The 7,575-nt window shown below is 46.1% G+C and carries 6 protein-coding genes; 4 read left to right on the top strand and 2 right to left on the bottom strand.

Translation table 11 applies throughout. The features are described 5' to 3' along the window. Nucleotides 1-444 precede the first annotated feature (444 nt). Entirely contained in the window at nt 445-993 is a 549-nt protein-coding gene (locus F1593_RS26710; protein ID WP_149404605.1) for a hypothetical protein, read from the bottom strand. A 635-nt stretch (nt 994-1,628) separates the two neighbouring features. Between F1593_RS26710 and F1593_RS26705 the strand changes: the two genes are divergently transcribed. After that, entirely contained in the window at nt 1,629-1,829 is a 201-nt protein-coding gene (locus tag F1593_RS26705; RefSeq protein ID WP_149404604.1) for a helix-turn-helix domain-containing protein, read from the top strand. Nucleotides 1,830-1,969: 140 nt separating this feature from the next. Next, nucleotides 1,970-2,794 carry an MBL fold metallo-hydrolase gene (locus F1593_RS26700; RefSeq protein ID WP_149404603.1) on the top strand — a complete coding sequence of 275 codons (825 nt, stop codon included), beginning with the start codon at nt 1,970-1,972 and terminating at the stop codon, nt 2,792-2,794. A gap of 130 nt (nt 2,795-2,924) precedes the next feature. Here F1593_RS26700 and F1593_RS26695 read toward each other — a convergent pair whose 3' ends face one another. After that, entirely contained in the window at nt 2,925-4,649 is a 1,725-nt protein-coding gene (locus F1593_RS26695) for a serine/threonine protein kinase (protein WP_149404602.1), read from the bottom strand. 715 nt (nt 4,650-5,364) lie between these two features. Here F1593_RS26695 and F1593_RS26690 point away from each other — a divergent pair. Both F1593_RS26690 and F1593_RS26685 read left to right on the top strand, forming a co-directional pair. Then, nucleotides 5,365-6,201, top strand: a complete 837-nt coding sequence (locus F1593_RS26690) for a GNAT family N-acetyltransferase (protein ID WP_149404601.1) — start codon at nt 5,365-5,367, stop codon at nt 6,199-6,201. A gap of 124 nt (nt 6,202-6,325) precedes the next feature. After that, nucleotides 6,326-7,000, top strand: a complete 675-nt coding sequence (locus F1593_RS26685) for an HAD-IA family hydrolase (RefSeq protein WP_149404600.1) — start codon at nt 6,326-6,328, stop codon at nt 6,998-7,000. Nucleotides 7,001-7,575: the final 575 nt, after the last annotated feature.

Below are 7,575 nucleotides of genomic sequence, written 5' to 3'. Positions count from 1 at the left end.
CAGGAAAGGTGCTGTGCACCTTTCCTGCACTACACACTAAAAAGATGTTTGAGCACCGCAGGTGCGAAAACGCATGCACAGAGACCGTGGAGACCACGGGAGGCTGACACACTCATACAAAGTGTTTGCTTCCCAATACCATCGGATTTTTGTGGCTCACCCACAGGTGGGCGCTGACGCGCCCACGCCTTTTTTAGTGTGTGGTGCAGAATAGGTGCTTCGCACCTATTCTGCACCACACACTAAAACCCTTTTGAGCACCGCAGGTGCGAAAACTCATGCACAGAGATCGTAGTGAGCATGGGAATCAAACACTCTAAAAAAGCACAAGCACATGAGCGCCTGCCTACAGGCAAGGACGAGAATCCAAACATGAGGATTAATGATTATGATAGCAGTCTCAGCTTAAAGAAAGATTAATAGTGGGAAAGGTACTACTGGGATTTACAAAACAGTGTGCTTATAATCTTCTCGCCAGTAAGCATTTGGATTAGTATAATCGATAATCACAGGCAACAATGCGCCCTTAGCAGGCAAATTACTATCGCGTACCCGGCGCGTATACTCATAGACTTGCTCGGTTTCAGGTGATGTCCAATACAATATCACAAGAAACTCGTTGCCGCTCAAGAAGAAACGCCGCCAGCGCGAATTATGGATTTCGCGGAAATCCGTTACGGTCGCCATCACCTCGGTGCCATAGCGCCTGAACCAACGCTCTTCCTTGCCCTGAACAAACGTATCAGTAAAAATAAAGCAGAAGCCAATCACGAGCGCAGCGGGAAGGATAAATTTCCAGGGTAATGTCCCACTCAGAATCAGCGAGCCCCAGGACGTTTTCATGGCAATAAAACCACTTATTAACACCAACACAAGCAAGCCAACGATGCTTAGATACAGCCTAAAAATCCAGCGTTGCAGTGTGTAGAGCAGATGAATTATCGAATTTTCCCGTCGCTTCGCATCGATTTGTTCATTGAAGTGTTGCTGCATAGGTATTTAAATTTCACTTTCTCAAAAACGTCGAGACACCACATGTCACGAACCAGATACGGCAGGTAACATCCAGGAGAGAAGCCTCGCAAGCGTCCATACTCGATTCTATTATAATATTTTTGGGTTACAGAATAATAGTCTGACCATAAACAAAAAAAACTCAAACTGGAACGTTTTTTTGCAGAAGAGTTTTTCCTCAACAAGCAGCGTAAAAGAATTACAATGCATGTCGACTTTCATCCAACCATTTTTATCATTTACAAATTACTTTCTTTCAAACGCACGTAGCCTGATTGTATGATTCTTGTCTCACTTTTCACAATTGAAACGTATACATATGCGAAAGCATAAATTGCCTGACTTCGTGAAGAACAATCAAATTTCGTGTGCCATTGCCGCTAATGTTCATAAGGTCAGTAATGCAAACACTATAACAATAGATCGTTTCTTACGAAATATTTCCTATTTCTATAGATAGATCTTTACAAATGTGTTTTCTTGTACTACAATATAAACACAAAAACAACATACTTTATTCATTGGCAGAACATTTTTTTACTAATTCTGTTATTGAATAACGCGCCGTAGCGTACGGTATGCAATTAACAAAAAACATAAGGAGAAAAAACCAGATGAGCGAGCTATTAACAGTATCAGAAGTTGCGGACATCCTGCGGGTAGATGATACGACTGTCCGACGTTGGGTAAAACAGGGAGCATTAGAGGCAATCATTTTGCCACACGTCAATGAGCGTCAGGCCTATCGTATTAAACGCGAAACCTTAAATAAGCTATTGACTGGTACCACGGAGGGTGAATTAACTCCTGCATAAGTATAAAAGGTACGTATGTATGGTCATCAGTTTATAAAGTAAACGGATCAATTTCCTGGCGGATGTCTAAAAAGACATCCGCTTTTTCGTATTAATAGCAAAACCAACTACGTTTGGCGAAAACACGGGGAAAGAAAAACATGTTAACCAATTGGATTTGCGTCACCTGTGGTACTCAGTTCACTGCCAGTCCCACCCCACCTGAATTTTGCCCTATTTGTACCGATCAACGACAATATGTGGCGCCAGGAGGACAAATCTGGACAACGCTGGCAAAAATGCACGCCCAGGGGATGCGCAATGAACTACAACACTATGATTCCCAATTGATTGGTATCGGTACACAACCCAAATTTGCCATTGGACAGCGAGCACTGTTCCTACGTACCGGGCAAGGAAATATTCTCTGGGATTGTATTACACTGCTCGATGATCGCACAAAAGCCTTTCTGAACGAGTCAGGTGGTATCCAGGCGATAGCCATCTCACATCCTCATTTCTATAGCAGCATGATTGAGTGGGCAAGATACTTTCATGCACCGATCTATCTCCATACAGCAGATCGGAACTGGGTCATGCGCCCAGATGACCAGATTACTTTCTGGTCAGGTGAGACACAGCGCTTATTGGATACAGTCACCTTGCTCCGACTGGGAGGACACTTTCCTGGCAGTACAGTGCTTCATTGGTCGCAGGGAACGCAAGGAAAAGGCATCCTACTCACTGGCGATACAATACAGGTCGTCGCAGACCATCAATGGGTCAGCTTCATGTACAGTTATCCTAATAACATTCCTCTACCTGCGCACGAGATACAGCGCATACGAGATGCCGTTGCGCCCTATCAGTTTTCCATGCTCTATGGAGGATGGGCTGATTCTGTCGTTCAGGAACAGGCTGATAGCGTCGTCAAGAAATCTGCAAACCGCTATATAGAGGCATTAACAGGCGCTTTTATCCAATAAAACAATCAGACACACGATGCAAAAACAGAAGAGCTATGATAGGAAGCCCCGCTCTATCTCCCCCTTCTGTCTATCTCATTAAAATTTTTCACAGGTATTGTTACCAGATAACAGGCAACCTTACGTAAGCTCAACAGCGTTGAAGGGTTTGTACAAAGAGAGAAATCGAGCCAAAGCGATCCCCAGGCCTTTTCGCTAAAGCAGTTGCCAGGACAGCATCCACAGATTTCGATAACTTGGGATTCAGGGAAGATGGTGGTTGCGCTAATCTGGTTGTATGCAGAATCTTCATGATATGCTCAGACGCCCCCTGAAATGGTGGACGCCCCGTCAACAGCTCGTATACGATAGCCGCAAAGCCATATTGATCAGAGGCGGGATAGACGGTGTACTCCCAGCGTTCGGGAGCTACATATGGCAAGCCTTCAGGCAGCTTCGAAAAAAAAGAACCGTCTTGAACGACCGAGAAATCGGATAATGCGACTTCCAACTTGTTGATACGCTTGGCTTGATTCAATACAAGAATATTTGTCAGCTTAAAATTTTGATACGTCACCTGATAATTATGGGCAAATTGTAAGGCATCCGCGAGCTGAAGAATAATCGGTAAGGCATCTTTTAGCGCAAAGGTGCCATTGCCCCCATTGCGCCGCAACCAACTCGCCAGAGATCCCTCAGCACAAAAAGGCATGTTTTTATAGATGAAGTTATTACCACTGATATATGATTTACCGCAATTTGAGACTGGTAAAATATGAGGGTGCTGCAGCGGACCTAATAACTCGGCCTCTTGCTGAAAGACGGTCACCTCTTCGAGAGATTCCTTCATCATTTCAAAGGGCACAATATCTACCTGAATCGCTTTGAGCGCGCTCTCTTGCTCACGTAAACGATCGTAGGTGCGATACACCTCACTATACGAGCTGCTACCCAGACGGGCCCGAATCTGGTAACGTCCCAGACTTTGTCCATCCAGATATACCTTCTTTTTAACGGGCTCCGTTTTATCGGCTACCGGCTCTTTTTTCACCTCCGGCGCAACCCGAGCTGCATCATCCCATGGAATACGGTTAGATGGTCCAGTAGATGCAGTTGTACTCGGCTCTACCGTCGGTGCTACATAGGGCACTGAAAAATCCACGGGAGCAGGTGGAAAACGAGAAAGAGGGCCATTTGCCAGAGGTCCACTATTGGTGGATGACGTAGCTGCTTCATAGATATCGTTCGATGAAGCCCAGTTAGGACTACTTGCCCCACGTGACGCCGGGTCCTGATTACTTGTGGGCGCCAGAGGCCGTGTCATATGCTGGGATGGCAGAGAGAACAAAGGTTGAGATGGCTGCGTTGCCTGAGGTAATGGCATATATGGATTTTGTTGGGATGGCTGCGTTGCCTGAGGTAATGGCGTATATGGGTTTTGTTGGGGTGGCTGGGGTGCAAAAAAGGATTGTTGAGTGCTATGCAAACGCACCAGAAGGGGTTCCCAATCAAAGCGTTGCACTAGTTGTTGCACTAAACGCTGTATAAATAAACGATTGGAAACCTCTTCTTGTCCCAGTATAATTGCCAGTGGTAGAAAGCTCCCTTGCAGAAATGACGTAAATGCATCCAATTCATTAGATACAATTACAGATCGGTATCCGACAGCGGTAAGGAGGCCACCAACATATTGGGCACGCTCCTGATAGCCATCAACGATCAGGACTGTAAGAGCGTTACGAACCGTCATCTCCTTTGATGTTTTTGTCGCCAGGGGCTGTCTTAGCCTTTGTTGTAGAAGCTTGAGCAAGGAATTCAATACTTGATCAGGCTGGTCAAAAGAAAATGAAATTTCATGCATTACAGTATTTGCCATAGATATATCCTATTGCATACCTTCAGAAGGTACCTAGTGCTGTAGCCAACAACACGGTCGATCTAAGATGACATACCCCTTGATATCTTATATAACGAACAACCACTCATCCTTAACGCGAAAAAGTCGTTGCGTGTAAGATGCGTATCCTATTCCAGAGTTATCAGATACATCATAACACAGAGTGAAGAAATTTCTTAAACAAAACTCTTTTCTCTACACTCTCTGTATAAAGTTTTTTCCCTGGTATTAATGAAAGAACCTCTTTATGTTTAACAAAGTGTTTGATTCCCACTCCCATCGGGTTTTTGTGGCTCACCCACAGGTGGGCGCGCCAGGATGGCGAAGACCATGGGAAGCAAACACTTTGATAGAGAAATGGGAATGACCAGCGAATTTTTTCGGGATTTACATAAGACAATACTATCTTCAATGATACTACAGTTAACAAGTGTATTCAAGGGATACAATGATGTCTTTTTGACCATCTATTACAATAAAATAGTATGTATACTGTCAGAATCCCTCTTGCCTGTACCGGAACAAACATGATAGGATGAAATAAACACAGTAGTGAACCAGGAAATGCATTTCGGACATACCACAACCCAGTTCCGGTGCAAACCAGCAACGCCGCATGTACATAATGAGTGAAGCTGAAGCTCATCAGAGTAAACGGCAACGATCAAAACGCATAGTATTAAAGGATTGCTGAATGGGCATATGTAGCGATATCCTTCAACAGGTGACCTACCCAGGGGTCGTCAAGGCGATGGAAGAAAATCTCATTGAATTTATTCTATTTTGTAGCTGTATTCCTGGAGCGGAGGCATACAAAAACGTTGATCACATCGCAGCCATTACCGGCATTCTTCAGCCATCGTTAAATGTTGTTATGTCTGCACACATAGATGAGCAGCAGATCAAAACACGCATTCATGAGATCATGCAACCGTTTAAAGAACGCGCTATACCCATGCTCTGGTATCTCTTTCCGGATGCCAGGCCAACCAGCCTGCCAATGTATCTTGATCAACATGGTCTGATAAATAATGGGGCAGAGCCAGGAATGGCGCTGGATTTATCCTTGCTTCCATCTACACTCACGGATATCCCAGTTCCTGAACATTTCAATATTGAAGAGGTGGCAAGCTCGAATGCACTACAAGAATGGATTCATGTCTCGTCTATCGCCTTTGGAGGTGAACCGGTCGCATTTGACTCCGAGTATGGAAGATTTGAACAATGCCTGGGCTGGGGCCAGGATCGCCCCTACCGCCGCTTTCTGGGCCGCCTGAATGGGAAAGCTATCGCAACCTCCTCACTCTTTCTGGGTGCTGGCGTGGCTGGACTTTTTTCAGTCGGGACGTTGCCAGAAGCACAACGGCAAGGGATCGGGACTGCGATCTCTATCGCGCCGTTGTTACTGGCACGCGAGGCGGGATACAATATCGGCGTACTACAGGCATCTGAAGCCGGGTACAAAGTCTATACAAAAATCGGCTTTCGCGAATGCTGTCGCATTCAAACCTACCTCTGGGCGCCCGCTTAATAAAGCGAGCTTGTAATGCAGAGAGAAACACTATCAATTCGCAGGGAATAAACCAGTATGGCATATGCAGTGGAACTGATATTTTACAGGAATACAGGAAAGGATTACTAAAGTATACTTACCTATGACAAAAAAAAATAAAGATGTAAAAATTTTAACTTGCCGTGTAGTGCTCTTTGATCTCGATGGAGTTCTTGTTGATTCGATAGCCAATGTCGAGCGCCACTGGAGCGAATGGGCCAGGCGTCATCAACTGGATGTTACCCATGTGCTCAGTCACATCCATGGTCGACGCACCATCGATTCGATTCCTGAATTAGCTCCTGCGTTACCCGCAGAGCTTGAGGCACGCTATCTCAATGACATGCAAACGTTAGATACCAGAGACGTTGTGGCAATGCCAGGGGCAAAAGAATTGCTCAATCAACTCGCTCCTGAACAGTGGGCAATTGTGACATCTGGCCCGGCCACTCTGGCGCGAGCACGTCTACGCGCCGCCAAGCTTCCATTGCCCCGCTTCCTCATCTCTGGCAATGATGTCACAAAAGGCAAACCGCATCCAGAAGGCTATCTTAAAGGCGCGGCAATGATGAATGCCGATGCTGAAGATTGTCTGATTATCGAGGATACCATACCGGGCGTTGAAGCGGCCCATGCTGCGCATATTCCCAGCATTGCGGTAGGAGCAACCTATCCACACACGGAACCGGGTAAAGCTGATCTTTGGATTCCATCGCTCGCCCTGCTCCATGTCGTCGATAGTGAAGAAGATGAGATTGCGTTAGCCGTCTCTGAATAAGCCTGACAAGCAAGCATGGGAGTCCGACACACTCTAACAAAGCGTTTGTTTCCCATCACCATCGGGATCTTGCTGCTCACCTGCTGGCAGGCGCCTGCGCGCCTGCGCCCTTTTTATTATGTGATGTAGAAAAGGTTCTTCGAACCTTTTCTACATCACATAATAAAAATCTGTTTGAGCACCATTGGTGCGAAAACTCATGCGCCAGGATGGCGAAGAGCATGGGAAACAAACACTTTGTAACAAAGTGTTTGATTCCCACTCTCATCGGGATCTTGCTGCTCACTTGCTGGCAGGCGCCTGCGCGCCTGCGCCCTTTTTAGTGTGTGGTGCAGAAAAGGTGCATAGCACCTTTTCTGCACCACACACTAAAAACAGTTTTGAGCACCGCAGGTGCGAAAACTCATGCACCAGGATGGCGAAGAGCATGGGAATCAAACACTGTCTAAGATAGTGTTTGATTCCCATCACGATGGGTATGCAGGCGCGAGCTTGGTCAAGAGGCGATGGCAGGAGGCGATTCTGATAAACGCCTCCGAACTTTCGGGCAAGCCCTCGTGATCGCGAGAGAGCCG

This window comes from Dictyobacter arantiisoli (genome assembly GCF_008326305.1).
GTDB lineage: Bacteria > Chloroflexota > Ktedonobacteria > Ktedonobacterales > Ktedonobacteraceae > Dictyobacter > Dictyobacter arantiisoli.
Note: the sequence above shows the minus strand (reverse complement) of the source record. Positions and strands in the feature narration are given on the sequence as shown.